Consider the following 12,844-nt stretch of genomic DNA (forward strand, 5'->3'; position numbering starts at 1 on the left):
ACGAGGCTGCATTCGACGCTGGGGTACGTGAGCCCAATGCAGCATGAGAGAAACTGGTTGGCGGCCCAGGAAAAGAAGTCCGCTTAACAAGCTCGGTTAAGGGATTCGTCAAACAGGGGCAAGGTCAAGGAGCCTTCAAGGGACAGTGGGGGCTGCGGTTGTTTCATGGGGTCGGGTGTGAATGGAAATCGGCGGAAAGGATGATCCTAGTCACTGCGCGAGCGCCTGGTAGCGATGGAAATGTGTCCGCGAAGACGAATGAACGGGCGCCGCATTTATATGCCTAGCACTGTGACACATTCGTGGGAAAGTGCTTTGCTGGATATCCACGCACACACCTCATGAAGGAGTCGCGCAAGCGCGCGCTTGTTCGCTTGAAAATTCTCGGCGAAGGGCACCTTGGTCGAGGGAAACAGGAAGCCGACCGCCGCATTCAATTCCTGAACAGATTCGGATGATTCAAGATTTGCTTCGAGCAACCGCAAGTCGCTAACGATGCACTCCCATTTGCTTGCAGCGATCTCGGTAAATGCGTAGTGGTCATAGTCCGGAACGTGCCGCTGGATAACTGGCTCCAAGTAAGCGAAGACTTCCTCTTCGAAAAACAACGAACCGTCATTCCAGCATTGCTCTAAGTACGGGCCAGGCAGAAGTTCCATGTATGCAGTGCCAACCAGCTCAGTCTTGCTTTTAATGATGCGGATGAAATCCATAGATAGTATTGCGGTACAACCCGTAGAGGTAACCGATGGCCGCGCCAAGATGCAAGCGCAGCGAGTAGACGATTGTGGACATTTGCGTTGACTTCCCGGCTAGGCCGGCTAACGCTCCCCATACGGCACAACTGTATCCAGCTGACCCGCAGGAAACAGATTCGGTGCAACGTTGCGGTAGACAAGTCGAGAGCCCACAGGCATCGGAATCACCGAGATCATTCCCCGGTTGTTAGTTTGGAACGAAGTCGCGTTCAACTGGTACAACCTGCCAGCCTCGACCCGAAGTCCGATTTGACCTTCGCCAGTCTCTCTGCGGGATTGGTAGCGAATTCCGATACGGTAAGCCCCCGGAAGCAAATAGATGATCGAGGCGCAGCCGCCTTGAGAAGTCGCAGGCTTTCCATCCACGCTGCAAATGAAGCCAGATTCGTAGTTTGGTCGACCGTCGGTAATGAAGACCGTGGCAACCTCAGACTCAATTCTTGGCGCCCCGGAGTATCCAACGGCCTTCACGGCGGGGCCAGGAGGAAAAGAAGCGCATGCCGCCAACAGAACCGTTGTCAAAGGCAAGGCAAAGCGGTGCAAGTGAGTCATGAAATTGATGTCAAACGTGAAGCAAGCTCCGCGACCATGTTGAACAACCTGTTAGACCGCATTTCCACCCTTCCTAACAAACTGCGCCCCGAACCAGAGCAGATACTGTACTGCGACCGCGCTCGGCGCTAAGAACACCAAGGGCAACCAAGCATTCATCCAGCTCCAGGCTTCTGGAAAAAGGAGCATGTTGTAGACAGCCCCAAGACCCCAGGGAAGTGCGCCGCACAGACCGAGACAAAGCAAACTTGCAGTCATCCAAGTGAGAACGAAGCTGTGCCGCCAGCGACCGTGGAAAGATGCCAGGGTGAGGCCGAGTAAGCCAGCGACCCCGAACACTGCGAATGACACGAGGCCAACTTTGAGCGCCGGTCCGATCAACAGTGTTACCGGCAACAAGAACACTGCTGGCGCTATACCACCGATGGCACACCAGAGCGGATGTGGAGGCGCAATGTGTGCCATGCGATCTAACGTTAGAGGTACGCGGTGACAAAGGCACCTGCGAGCATCGCGAGCAGATGCCGCAAGGCATCCGTCTTGACTGACCTGTCAGACCTCTTGCTCACTGCTCGTCCTCCGCCTGCAATGGCGAATGTGACCAAGACCAGTACGAAAGCAAGGCAGTTGCGTCCATATCGAGCTCCGGCCAATAGTTGTGCGCGTGAGGCGCCGAACCCTCGATCTCTCCGCGTTCAAAGCCAAGCGCTTTCATTTCAGATACGAAGCGATCGAGCCGTCCATACGCAAAGAGTTCATTGTGCCGATCCCACACGACAGTTCCATGATCAATGCGCGAGTGCGCCCAAATATCAAACCTGGCGTCAGAGGACAGAAATGAGGCGAACCTTGACATGAACGACTGAAAATCCACGGCCGACAGTTCCGGGCTCTGATAGCGACCTGGCTCACCTTCACCCCTTGGCGTGTGCAGAACATAGAGCAGCGTGTAAGGCTCCGCCATGCTCAGGACGAGCTTGGTAAATGGAGCCGAGTCTCCGCCCGGTGCAACCGTCGTAAGACGGTGAACGTCACCCACCGGCGTCAATGAGAAGACAGGACGTGCGGAGTGTTGAACCCAACTGCCGTCGACTAGACGCGAGAGCTTGTGCATGAGGTCTAAAGTGAAGATGACCGGCACACAGCAACTGCGGCGCGAGCCGCGGCCCGCTGCTGTGCGTCGGTGGCGGTTGACAGGTTAGACCGCACTTCGTGGCTCCGCAACAAGAACGAGATGAGAGAGAAGTGCATCGAGTTCTTCGTCCGTATGCCCCGCGCCCTTGTGATTGCTATCCCAGTGCCAAATGGCCTGCACCTCAGGCGTAAGGATGTTCGAGTACAGACGCGTCGCAAGAAACGCAAGCGCATACCTATCGAGGCCGTAAGTCGCCGCGACAGCACGAAACGCTCTTGACGGAGTCGACGACTGCAGTAGATTCCGCAGCTTTTTCGCCGCTTCGCGTTCTCTGTCCGACTCCAAACTCCTATTCATGCGCATTCTGTGCCCGTGCGGTCTAACGTAAAGTAACCGGCGCACAGCAACTGCGGTGCGAGCCGCAGCCTGCTGCTGTGCGTCCGTGTCGATTGACATGTTAGACAGCATGACGCGCGACCTCTTCTCGGCGTGTCCAAAGTGCCGGATTTCGCCAAATGCCAAGCACCCATGTAGCAAGTGCGATAACCGTCGTGTACATGACAAAGCCCGCGAGGTCTTCCAGCGCCTCGATTTTCTTCCAGTCTCTGAGACCTTCATCAAAAACCATTGACACGAAGATTGGCCCGAAGTACAGCATGCCGATCAGTGCGCCGCCTGCCGCAGCCCAATACCACTGCAGCCTTTTGAACTTCCAAGCAATGGCAAAGAGCGCCAAACCGAGCGGTACAGCGACGACTAATACCAAGGCTGCGTGCACGAGCGCACCAGTAGCAAGCGCTCCAATGCTTTCACCAGTGCCTAGAACGAGGCTGCTGAGAAATGCGACCACGAATGGCGCGAACACAAAAGCAGACAGCAGCCTAAACATGCGGTCTAACGAATGAAAGGGACTTCCCCGTCCCGAACTAGCCGCGTATTGCGGCGACCGGCAACGAAGTGCCACGATGGGAAGTGCGAATGTCTCATCAACTCGTTCGAAAGGGGAAGTCCATGTCTATTGTTACTCTGGGAATCGATCTCGCCAAGAACGTTTTTGCGTTGCATGGCATTGATGCCACCGGCCGCGTGGTGCTAGCGCGTCCGAGCGTGACGCGCGGCAAGTTGCTTGAACTGGTTGCCTCTTTGCCGCCGTGCCTCATCGGCATGGAAGCGTGCTCGGGTGCGCATCACTGGGCGCGTTTGTTCGCTGCGCACGGGCATACCGTCAAGCTGATGGCGCCCAAGTTCGTCGCGCCCTATCGCCTGTCGGGCAAGCGCGGCAAGAACGATGCGGCTGATGCGGCGGCGATCTGCGAAGCCGTGACGCGGCCCGCCATGCGCTTTGTGCCGGTCAAGAACATTCACCAGCAAGGCGAGCTGCTCGTGCATCGCGCGCGCCAGGGCTTCGTCGTGCAGCGCACGGCCACGATCAACCGCATCCGCGGCCTTCTGTCGGAGTTCGGCATCGTGCTGCCGTTGAAGGCCGCTACGGTGCGTCGCGAGGCGCTTGCGCAGTTGGAGGACCTGCCGGGCTGGTGCAACACCGTGATCGGCGATCTGCTGAGCGAAGTGCATCGCCTGGACGAGCGCATCGCGCAGTACGACCGGCACATCGAAGCCATTGCGCGCCAGAGCAAGTCCGCGCAGCAGCTGATGCAGCTTCCCGGCGTGGGTGCGACCACGGCGACGGCATTGATTGCGATGATCGGCAGCGGCCACGAGTTCAAGAGCGGCCGCCAGCTCTCGGCGTGGCTGGGCCTGGTGCCAGGCCAGTACAGCTCAGGCGGCAAGCAGCGCCTGGGGCGCATCACCAAAGCGGGCGATCCGTACATGCGAATGCTGCTGATCCTGGGCGCGCGATCGGTGCTGCAGACGGCCAAGGACAAGAGCGATGCCGTGAGCCGATGGGCCGTGCAGCTGGCAGCCCGCGTGGGTTACTGGAAGGCGATTGTCGCGATCGCGGCCAAGAACGCCCGAATGTGCTGGGCGGTGCTGGCCCGGGGAGAGAGTTTCAAGTTGCCGGCGTAGTCGAAGCCGGCAAAGAGTTTCACCGCGTGATGTGCAAGCGTTGATGTGAGTGAAGGTTGGACCTGCGCGGGGTGTGCCTGTTCATCTCTAGGAGAGGGCATCTGCCGTCCTCGGCTAACGATTGAGGCCCCCGCGCGCGTCTTTCATCAGGGTCCGCAGCACGAGTGCTGCATCAATGACCGTTTGTAGTTTCGCTGTCCGCACCCTTCGCAAGCAGCTGCACAGAGCGCATGGAAAGTTTGATTGCCTACACGCGATCTGCGATCGCGAAGGGGATCATTTGCTTGACAGGTGGGGAAGCCCTTGTAGTAAAGATGACCGGACAACAACACCTTGCGGCGAAGCCGCGTTCTGCTGTTGTTGGTCCGTGTCGATCGACAAGTTAGACGGCATCACACACCGCCCGTATAAAACACCAAATAGCACGGCAGCGCCAACAGCGCCGTGATCGAAACTAAGACAGCCAGCACTTTGAGCCTCCAACGAACTGCAACGGCCCAAGCAGCAGCGACCAAAGCGAGTACGCCTACCGGGACATGAACGTAGTAGCGTAGCTGACCTGCAGACGGGTACCCGGGCACGTTTTGTGAGCGAACTCCGTCAATACCCGCGAGGCCTATCACCAAGAACGCCACCCAAAGCGCAGCAGCTGCTAAGGAGAATACGTGGGCGGTTTTCATGCGGTCTAACGAATGAAAGGGACTTCCCCGTCCCGAACTAGCCGCGTATTGCGGCGACCGGCAACGAAGTGCCACGATGGGAAGTGCGAATGTCTCATCAACTCGTTCGAAAGGGGAAGTCCATGTCTATTGTTACTCTGGGAATCGATCTCGCCAAGAACGTTTTTGCGTTGCATGGCATTGATGCCACCGGCCGCGTGGTGCTAGCGCGTCCGAGCGTGACGCGCGGCAAGTTGCTTGAACTGGTTGCCTCTTTGCCGCCGTGCCTCATCGGCATGGAAGCGTGCTCGGGTGCGCATCACTGGGCGCGTTTGTTCGCTGCGCACGGGCATACCGTCAAGCTGATGGCGCCCAAGTTCGTCGCGCCCTATCGCCTGTCGGGCAAGCGCGGCAAGAACGATGCGGCTGATGCGGCGGCGATCTGCGAAGCCGTGACGCGGCCCGCCATGCGCTTTGTGCCGGTCAAGAACATTCACCAGCAAGGCGAGCTGCTCGTGCATCGCGCGCGCCAGGGCTTCGTCGTGCAGCGCACGGCCACGATCAACCGCATCCGCGGCCTTCTGTCGGAGTTCGGCATCGTGCTGCCGTTGAAGGCCGCTACGGTGCGTCGCGAGGCGCTTGCGCAGTTGGAGGACCTGCCGGGCTGGTGCAACACCGTGATCGGCGATCTGCTGAGCGAAGTGCATCGCCTGGACGAGCGCATCGCGCAGTACGACCGGCACATCGAAGCCATTGCGCGCCAGAGCAAGTCCGCGCAGCAGCTGATGCAGCTTCCCGGCGTGGGTGCGACCACGGCGACGGCATTGATTGCGATGATCGGCAGCGGCCACGAGTTCAAGAGCGGCCGCCAGCTCTCGGCGTGGCTGGGCCTGGTGCCAGGCCAGTACAGCTCAGGCGGCAAGCAGCGCCTGGGGCGCATCACCAAAGCGGGCGATCCGTACATGCGAATGCTGCTGATCCTGGGCGCGCGATCGGTGCTGCAGACGGCCAAGGACAAGAGCGATGCCGTGAGCCGATGGGCCGTGCAGCTGGCAGCCCGCGTGGGTTACTGGAAGGCGATTGTCGCGATCGCGGCCAAGAACGCCCGAATGTGCTGGGCGGTGCTGGCCCGGGGAGAGAGTTTCAAGTTGCCGGCGTAGTCGAAGCCGGCAAAGAGTTTCACCGCGTGATGTGCAAGCGTTGATGTGAGTGAAGGTTGGACCTGCGCGGGGTGTGCCTGTTCATCTCTAGGAGAGGGCATCTGCCGTCCTCGGCTAACGATTGAGGCCCCCGCGCGCGTCTTTCATCAGGGTCCGCAGCACGAGTGCTGCATCAATGACCGTTTGTAGTTTCGCTGTCCGCACCCTTCGCAAGCAGCTGCACTGAGCGCATGGAAAGTTTGATTGCTACACGCGATCTGCGATCGCGAAGGGGATCATTTGCTTGACAGGTGGGGAAGCCCTTGTAGTAAAAATGAGCGGCGACCGATGGAGTTCGAGCGCCGCAGGCGCGGACGCCATTGGGCGCCCGTCTCGATTGCCCAGTTAGATTGCATCGTCCGCTACCTCAATTGACGAACCATTGGGCACTTCCGCGGTCGTGGCTTCGACGAGTAGAAAGGCATCTTTCTCATGCGGAACAGGTTGTCGACGTAATAGCCACTCTTTCCATGCGATGAACTCGCGGCGCTCTCCATTGGGAAGAATTATGGTGGCTCTCAAACGCTTCCCGACCGAAAGCGGCATTTGATCACTGACCACTGCCACAAGCCCGCGCCCAGTGATCGTGAACGTTGCTTCGATTGGAACAGGGCCGTGCTTCATGCAATCTAACGTAATGTCTCAGGCAAACCCGCACGATAAAAACGGCGGGGCCTCACTTCACCCCGCGTCACATCGCACGCAAGTCCTTGAACGACAAGATGAGTTTTCATTTTTTCGGCCGCCCCTGATTTTTCTCTCCGCATATATATCACGCAGGATTCTTCGTGCGGAATAAAACCGCAGGATATTCGCCGGGCTTGCGTGATAACGCCAACGCCGCTTTTTTTTGCAGCCCTTCGTCTCATTGGCGATGAGCTCATTGCTCAATGCCGCTCGCGTCAATATACTGTCTTTTCATACAGTATAAATCCCATGCCAAACCCTGCACCGCCTTCAGCCTCATCGTCTGTTGCATCCCCGCGCCTGCTCGACCAGGTCCGCGCGCGCGCACGCTATCTCCACTACAGCTTCAGCACCGAAAAAGCGTATGTCTACTGGATCCGCTTTTTCATTCGCTGGCACAAGCTCAAGCATCCGCGCGACATGGGCTCGGCGGAGGTCGAGGCGTTTTTGTCGATGCTCGCCATGCAGCGCAATGTCTCCACTTCCACGCACAACCAGGCACTGAGCGCGCTGCTCTTTCTCTATCGCGAAGTGTTGAACATGCAGCTGCCGTGGATGGACAACATCCGCCGGCCTACCTACACCAAGCGCATTCCTTCCGTGTTGACGCGTGAAGAGGTTGCCGCGCTACTCGCAGCAATGGAAGGAGACATCGCCATCGTCGCGCAGCTGCTGTATGGCACGGGCATGCGCCTGATGGAAGGCCTGCGGCTGCGTGTCAAGGATGTTGATTTCGAGCGCAACGCCATCATCATTCGCGAAGCCAAGGGCAGCAAAGACCGGGTGGTGATGCTTCCGCGCTCGCTCACGGGCCCGCTGCGCAAACAGATGCAGGCCGCACACGCACTCTGGATGAGCGACCGCGCTGCCGGCAAGGCCGGCGTCGAAGTGCCACACGCACTTGAGAGCAAATACCCGCAAATCGGCAGCACCTGGGGCTGGTTCTGGCTGTTCCCTTCGCCCACGTTCGCCACCGATCCGGCCACGGGCGTCGTGCGCCGGCATCACCTGTTTGAAGACCGGCTCAAACGCGCCCTGCGCAAAGCCATCACCGCCACAGGCATCCAGAAGCGCGTTTCAGCGCATACCCTGCGGCACAGTTTTGCCACGCATCTGCTGCAGGCCGGCACCGACATCCGCACGGTGCAGGAACTGCTCGGTCACAGCGACGTGAGCACCACCATGATCTACACGCACGTGCTCAAGATTGCTGCAGGCGGCACCGCAAGCCCGCTCGATTCGCTGACCCCTATTGCACCACCCCAGCAGCCGCCCCGCTGCGAAGAGGCCGTGGTCGCCTACGACATCTCAAGCAGCAAACAGCTTCGCCACACTGATCACGCCGCCAATCACGATGAACAGCAGGGTCACCAGCAAGATCACCTTGGCGCGTTGCGGCAAGCCCCACACATAGCGCCCCGGGCCGCTCGCGCGCCGCTCGTTCTTGTCGAGCAACGCCTGCAGCTCACTTGCATCGACAGCGCTCCACAAACATCCGCAATCAGGGCACGCGTGAAACCGCTGCTTGTCTTTGAGCCGCACCATCCGCTTGAAAGCGAAGAAGCGCAAACCGTCCGGGTAGAAGGCACCCCTGAACTTGCCGCCTTCGTCTGAAGCCATGATGCTGCCCGCCACGCATCGCTCCTTTGAACAGGCCGGGCACTTCACCGGCGTCACACCTGCTCGCTTTGCTGCTGCAGCCGCCACATGTCGGCATACCGGCCGCCGCGCGCGAGCAGTTCCGCATGGGTGCCGCGCTCCACGATGCGGCCCGCATCCATCACCAGGATCTGGTGCGCGTCGGCCACGGTGGAAAGGCGGTGCGCAATCACCAGCGTTGTCTTGTTCTGTGCCACGCTCTTGATCTCCGCCTGAATCGCGCGCTCGTTCGCGGAGTCAAGCGCGCTGGTTGCCTCGTCAAAAATCAGGATGAGCGGGTTCTTCAGCAAAGTGCGCGCAATCGCAACTCTCTGTTTTTCACCGCCTGAAAGTTTGAGCCCGCGTTCACCCACCATCGTCTGGTAGCCCTTGGGGGTGGACTCGATGAAGTCGTGGATGTGCGCCGCCTTCGCAGCTTCTTCCACTTCTTCGCGCGACGCACCCGGCTTGCCGTAAGCGATGTTGTATTCGACCGTGTCGTTGAACAGCACCGTGTCTTGCGGGACGATGCCGATGGCCTGCCGCACACTCGCCTGCGTCACTTCGCGAATGTCCTCGCCTGCAATCGTGATGCGGCCCGACTCGATCCCACCGCTACCCGCAACGCCCACGTCATAGAAGCGATAGAGCAGCCGCGCCAGTGTCGATTTGCCGGAGCCTGATGGCCCCACCACCGCCACCGTCTTGCCCGCCGGTATCTCAAAGCTCACGTTGTGCAGGATGATGCGGGCCGGGTCATAGGCAAACGTCACGTCGTCAAAACGAACCGCCCAGTCGCCTTGCGGCGATAGCGGCTTGGCGCCCGGCCTGTCAGCCACTTCGCGGTCGCGCTCCATCAGCACAAACATCTTGTCCAGGTCCGTCAGGCTCTGCTTGATTTCGCGGTAGAGCACGCCCAGGAAGTTCAGCGGTATGTACAGCTGGATCATGAAGGCGTTGATCATCACCAGGTCGCCCAGCGTCATGGTGCCGTTCACCACACCTTGCGTCGCGCGCCACAGCATTGCCACCAGGCCCACGGCAATGATCAGTTGCTGGCCGGTGTTCAGTATCGTGAGCGACGTCTGCGCCTTCAGCCGCATGCGCCGCAGGCTCTCCAGGCTCTTGTCGTAGCGCTGCGCCTCGAAGTCTTCGTTGTTGAAGTACTTCACCGTTTCGTAGTTCAGCAGCGAGTCAATCGCGCGCGAATGCGCTGCCGAGTCATGCTCGTTGGCCAGCTTGCGAAATTGCGTGCGCCACTCCGTCACGGTCACAGTGAACGTGATGTAGAGCACCAGCGCAATCAGCGTGATCCACGCAAACCACACATCAAACTTCACCGCCAGGATCGACAGCACCAGCGTCATCTCGATCAACGTCGGCAAGATGCTGAAGATCGAATACGAGATCAGCGATTCAATGCCGCGCACACCTCGCTCGATGTCGCGCGTCATGCCGCCGGTCTGCCGCTCCAGGTGAAAGCGCAGGCTCAGTGAATGCAGGTGGCGAAACGTCTGAAGCGCTATCGTGCGCGCCGCGCCTTGCGTGGCCTTGGCAAAAATCAGCTCGCGCAACTCGGTGAGCAGCGAGGTTGACAGGCGCAGCAAGCCATACGCGATCAGCAGCCCGACGGGCACAACCAGCACCGCCGCCGTATCGCCCGGCTTGATCGACATCGCATCGACCAGGTGCTTGAGCAGGATGGGCACGCTCACATTGGCGACTTTTGCGCCCACCATGAAGAGCAGCGCAAAGGCCACGCGCCACCTGTATTGCAGCAGGAAGGGCAAAAGGCGCTTGAGCGTGGCCCAGTCCGAGCGCGGCTTCGCTGGCGCGGGCTGCGTCGTGGTGTTGGCGGTTGTGGGCGCGCAGGGCCCTGTGGAAGCTGCTTCGCCGTGCTGGCGCATGAGGGACAATCCGTTCGATTCAGACCTGAGTTAAAGAGATTGTGCCCATGTCCGCCAATACAAGCCCTGTACATGCCACGTTGCCCACCGACAAAGAGCTCGTGATGAAGGTCATCCCCATGCCCGCCGATGTCAACGCCAATGGCGACATCTTCGGCGGCTGGGTCATGGCGCAGGTCGACTTGGCGGGCTCCGTGGTGCCGGCGCGCTATGTCGAAGGGCGCATGGCGACGGTGGCGGTGAATGAATTCATCTTCAAGCAGCCCGTGCGCGTGGGCGACATCCTGTCGTTCTTCGCGTCGATCACGCGCATCGGCAATACGTCCATCACGGTGCAGGTGGAAGTGTTTGCCGAGCGCTTTCGCAAGCAGGGCCAGTTCGTGAAGGTGACGGAAGCGTCACTGACCTACGTTGCGATCGATGAAGCGGGCAAGCCGCGGCCCATTCCGCGCAAGCCCTGAGGGCGGCTCGCAGCAGCGGGCTAAAACTTCCCGTGCCGCCCTTCGCCTGACGCGAAGCGCCCTGCCCCTTCAATGCCATCCACCACACGGGCCTTGCTTCGCTCCCACTCCATGCGCAGGGCGTCCTGCATCGGCAAGTCCCACTGCTCATAAGCGTTCATGCGGTCAGCCAGCATCGTGGCTTGCGGGAACTTCGTGAGCTGACTGGCCAGCTCCACGGCAGCAGCCAGCGCATGCCCTTTGGCGACCACGCGATTCGCCAGCCCCATCTGCAACGCCTCCGCGGCCTCGACCTTGCGGCCGGTCAAGATCAAATCCATCGCGTGACCCATGCCCACCAACCGCGGCAGCCGCACCGTGCCGCCATCGATCAGCGGCACGCCAAAGCGGCGGCAATAGATGCCGAAGTACGCGTCTTCTTCCATCACGCGCATGTCGCACCACAGCGCCAGCTCCATGCCGCCGGCCACAGCCGCTCCGCTCACGGCCGCAATCACGGGCTTGGACAAGACAAGGCGCGACGGCCCCATCGGGCCTGCAGGCTGCGCCACGCCTTGCGGAAACTCCAGCGCGGCGATCACGTCACTCGCGGGCATTGACGACTTTGCGGCGGCCTGCAAGTCCCAGCCCGCACAGAAGTGGCCGTGCGCGCCATGGAACACGGCGACCTTTGCATCCGCGTCATTCTCAAAGGCGACGAATGCCTCGTGCAGCTTGAGGGCGGTGGCGGCATCGACGGCGTTGCGCACGTCGGGCCGGTCAAGTGTCACAACGGTCACGCCGCTGTGGTGTGTCACGTGTACGCCTGTTTGCATGAGGGCATTAGACAGCAATGCAGCCAGCCGCGCGACAGATCGTTCGGGTTGCACCCGGTATCTTCACTGCGCCCGACCCGCTATAAAACCTGTGGTTCGCTTCACCGGAGCAAGAGTGCAATTCATTCAACTCGTCATCAGCGGCATTGCGCAGGGCTGTATCTACGGCCTGATCGCGCTGGGCTTCGTGCTGATCTACAAGGCCACTGAGACAGTGAGCTTCGCGCAGGGCGAGCTGATGATGCTCGGCGCGTTCTGCGGCCTGGCCTTGATGACGTTCATGGGCTTTCCGTTCTGGCTGGCCGTCATCAGCGCCATCGCGGCCATGGCGGCGTTTGGCGTGCTGCTCGAGCGCATCGTCATCCGCCCCATCCTGGGCCAGCCCGCCTTCTCGATCGTGATGCTCACCATCGGCATCGGCTACGTGGCGCGCGGCCTCATCACCATGATCCCCGGCATCGGCACCGAGACGCACACGCTGCCCGTGCCCTACAAAGACCAGGTGTGGAATGTCGGCGCGCTGGTGCTCAACGCCGAGCAGATGGTCATCATCGGCGCGACCACGATGTTGTGCGCGCTGTTGTTCGCCGTGTTCCGCTACAGCAAGGTCGGCATCGCGATGCAGGCGTCGTCGCAGAACCAGCTGGCCGCTTACTACATGGGCATACCGGTCAAGCGGCTCAACGGCATCGTGTGGGGCCTGGCCTCTGCCGTCGCAGCCGTGGCGGGCCTGCTGCTCGCGCCCATCACGTTCGTGCACGCCAACATGGGCTTCATCGGCCTGAAGGCCTTTCCTGCTGCGGTGGTCGGCGGCTTCGGCTCGCTGCCCGGTGCCATCGTCGGCGGGCTCGTCATTGGCATCGTCGAATCGCTCTCGGGCTTTTACCTGCCGGAAGGCTTCAAGGACATCGCCGCTTACATCGTCGTGCTGGTCATGCTGATGGTCAAACCGAACGGCCTGTTCGGCGACAAGCTGCGCAAGAAGGTTTGAAAACTTTGCGGGAC

Annotated in this window: 11 protein-coding genes; 5 read left to right on the forward strand and 6 right to left on the reverse strand. The window is 60.3% G+C overall.

Annotated elements, in window-relative coordinates; all coding sequences use genetic code 11:
• Nucleotides 1-275: 275 nt before the first annotated feature.
• The 3 genes from GHT07_RS19405 to GHT07_RS19415 all read right to left on the reverse strand — a co-directional run bounded on the left by GHT07_RS19405 (nt 276) and on the right by GHT07_RS19415 (nt 3,334).
• On the reverse strand, nt 276-713 hold the full coding sequence (locus GHT07_RS19405) for a hypothetical protein (protein ID WP_153586761.1): 438 nt from the start codon (nt 711-713) through the stop codon (nt 276-278).
• Between the two features lie 1,162 nt (nt 714-1,875).
• The gene (locus GHT07_RS19410) at nt 1,876-2,424 is read right to left on the reverse strand and encodes a hypothetical protein (RefSeq protein ID WP_153586762.1); all 549 of its coding nucleotides are present in this window, start codon (nt 2,422-2,424) and stop codon (nt 1,876-1,878) included.
• A gap of 478 nt (nt 2,425-2,902) precedes the next feature.
• Nucleotides 2,903-3,334 carry a hypothetical protein gene (locus GHT07_RS19415; RefSeq protein WP_153586763.1) on the reverse strand — a complete coding sequence of 144 codons (432 nt, stop codon included), beginning with the start codon at nt 3,332-3,334 and terminating at the stop codon, nt 2,903-2,905.
• Between the two features lie 122 nt (nt 3,335-3,456).
• Between GHT07_RS19415 and GHT07_RS19420 the strand changes: the two genes are divergently transcribed.
• On the forward strand, nt 3,457-4,473 hold the full coding sequence (locus GHT07_RS19420; RefSeq protein ID WP_153586764.1) for an IS110 family RNA-guided transposase: 1,017 nt from the start codon (nt 3,457-3,459) through the stop codon (nt 4,471-4,473).
• Between the two features lie 802 nt (nt 4,474-5,275).
• Nucleotides 5,276-6,292, forward strand: a complete 1,017-nt coding sequence (locus GHT07_RS19425) for an IS110 family RNA-guided transposase (protein ID WP_153586764.1) — start codon at nt 5,276-5,278, stop codon at nt 6,290-6,292.
• 384 nt (nt 6,293-6,676) lie between these two features.
• On the opposite strand, the gene GHT07_RS19430 is transcribed toward GHT07_RS19425, so the two are convergent.
• Nucleotides 6,677-6,955, reverse strand: a complete 279-nt coding sequence (locus GHT07_RS19430) for a hypothetical protein (protein ID WP_153586765.1) — start codon at nt 6,953-6,955, stop codon at nt 6,677-6,679.
• Between the two features lie 312 nt (nt 6,956-7,267).
• Between GHT07_RS19430 and GHT07_RS19435 the strand changes: the two genes are divergently transcribed.
• Nucleotides 7,268-8,632 (forward strand): integron integrase, encoded by a 1,365-nt coding sequence (locus GHT07_RS19435; RefSeq protein WP_153586766.1) that lies wholly within the window; start codon nt 7,268-7,270, stop codon nt 8,630-8,632.
• A 59-nt stretch (nt 8,633-8,691) separates the two neighbouring features.
• Here GHT07_RS19435 and GHT07_RS19440 read toward each other — a convergent pair whose 3' ends face one another.
• Nucleotides 8,692-10,563, reverse strand: coding sequence for an ABCB family ABC transporter ATP-binding protein/permease (locus tag GHT07_RS19440; RefSeq protein ID WP_153586767.1), 1,872 nt, complete (start codon nt 10,561-10,563; stop codon nt 8,692-8,694).
• 47 nt (nt 10,564-10,610) lie between these two features.
• Between GHT07_RS19440 and GHT07_RS19445 the strand changes: the two genes are divergently transcribed.
• Nucleotides 10,611-11,024, forward strand: a complete 414-nt coding sequence (locus tag GHT07_RS19445) for an acyl-CoA thioesterase (RefSeq protein ID WP_153586768.1) — start codon at nt 10,611-10,613, stop codon at nt 11,022-11,024.
• Nucleotides 11,025-11,044: 20 nt separating this feature from the next.
• Here GHT07_RS19445 and GHT07_RS19450 read toward each other — a convergent pair whose 3' ends face one another.
• Nucleotides 11,045-11,839: a crotonase/enoyl-CoA hydratase family protein gene (locus tag GHT07_RS19450; RefSeq protein WP_153586769.1), complete on the reverse strand. Its 795-nt coding sequence runs from the start codon at nt 11,837-11,839 to the stop codon at nt 11,045-11,047.
• Between the two features lie 115 nt (nt 11,840-11,954).
• On the opposite strand from GHT07_RS19450, the gene GHT07_RS19455 reads away from it, so the two are divergent.
• Nucleotides 11,955-12,830, forward strand: coding sequence for a branched-chain amino acid ABC transporter permease (locus GHT07_RS19455; RefSeq protein WP_323741024.1), 876 nt, complete (start codon nt 11,955-11,957; stop codon nt 12,828-12,830).
• Nucleotides 12,831-12,844 lie beyond the last annotated feature (14 nt).

This window comes from Caenimonas koreensis DSM 17982, assembly GCF_009646335.1.
In the GTDB taxonomy this organism is placed as follows: Bacteria; Pseudomonadota; Gammaproteobacteria; order Burkholderiales; family Burkholderiaceae_C; genus Ramlibacter; species Ramlibacter koreensis.

Bases quoted from the DNA above. Each gene is read 5' to 3' on its own strand.
- GHT07_RS19430 (WP_153586765.1), bottom strand. From the start codon at position 6,955: ATGAAGCACGGCCCTGTTCCAATCGAAGCAACGTTCACGATCACTGGG.
- GHT07_RS19450 (WP_153586769.1), bottom strand. From the start codon at position 11,839: ATGCAAACAGGCGTACACGTGACACACCACAGCGGCGTGACCGTTGTG.
- GHT07_RS19420 (WP_153586764.1), top strand. From the start codon at position 3,457: ATGTCTATTGTTACTCTGGGAATCGATCTCGCCAAGAACGTTTTTGCG.
- GHT07_RS19445 (WP_153586768.1), top strand. From the start codon at position 10,611: ATGTCCGCCAATACAAGCCCTGTACATGCCACGTTGCCCACCGACAAA.
- GHT07_RS19425 (WP_153586764.1), top strand. From the start codon at position 5,276: ATGTCTATTGTTACTCTGGGAATCGATCTCGCCAAGAACGTTTTTGCG.
- GHT07_RS19415 (WP_153586763.1), bottom strand. From the start codon at position 3,334: ATGTTTAGGCTGCTGTCTGCTTTTGTGTTCGCGCCATTCGTGGTCGCA.
- GHT07_RS19405 (WP_153586761.1), bottom strand. From the start codon at position 713: ATGGATTTCATCCGCATCATTAAAAGCAAGACTGAGCTGGTTGGCACT.
- GHT07_RS19410 (WP_153586762.1), bottom strand. From the start codon at position 2,424: ATGCACAAGCTCTCGCGTCTAGTCGACGGCAGTTGGGTTCAACACTCC.
- GHT07_RS19435 (WP_153586766.1), top strand. From the start codon at position 7,268: ATGCCAAACCCTGCACCGCCTTCAGCCTCATCGTCTGTTGCATCCCCG.
- GHT07_RS19440 (WP_153586767.1), bottom strand. From the start codon at position 10,563: ATGCGCCAGCACGGCGAAGCAGCTTCCACAGGGCCCTGCGCGCCCACA.